The sequence below is a fragment of the Pseudomonas sp. NBRC 111119 genome (assembly GCF_001320125.1).
Taxonomy (GTDB): domain Bacteria; phylum Pseudomonadota; class Gammaproteobacteria; order Pseudomonadales; family Pseudomonadaceae; genus Aquipseudomonas; species Aquipseudomonas parafulva.
This window is the reverse complement of the sequence record NZ_BCAV01000104.1, coordinates 1-502: the sequence shown is the minus strand read 5'-3', so window position 1 is coordinate 502 and position 502 is coordinate 1. Positions and strand designations below refer to the sequence as shown.

General features: G+C 62.5%; 1 protein-coding gene. It reads left to right on the top strand.

Annotated elements, in window-relative coordinates; translation table 11 throughout:
• The coding region (locus APH25_RS24755) for a transposase (protein ID WP_177331227.1) at positions 1–502 on the top strand (502 nt) is incomplete at both ends.

Sequence of the window (502 nt, the reverse complement as noted above, 5' to 3'; positions counted from 1 at the left end):
GGGCATGCGGGTTGGGCCGTCGGAGGCCGAGCCGTTCTGGACGGACTTCCTGCGAAGCCTTATGCGGCGCGGCCTGCGTGGCGTGAAGTTGGTCATCTCCGATGCCCACGAAGGTTTGAAGGCTGCGGTTTCCAAGGTCTTCAATGCGACCTGGCAGCGCTGCCGCGTGCATTTCATGCGCAACGCCATGGCCCATGTCGGCAAGGGCCAGCGCACCATGGTAGCGGCGCTTCTGCGCACGGTTTTCGCCCAGGATAGCCGCGCTGAATGCCACCAACAGTGGCGCTTGGTTGCAGACCAACTGCGCGAAAAGTACCCCAAGATCGCAACACTCATGGACGGGTGCGAGGACGAGGTGCTGGCGCACATGGCGTTTCCCAAAGCGCATCGACAGCAACTGCACAGCACCAATCCACTGGAGCGGCTCAACGCAGAGATCAAGCGCCGCACCGACGTCGTGGGCATCTTCCCCAACGATCCTGCGATCACAAGGCTGGTAGGG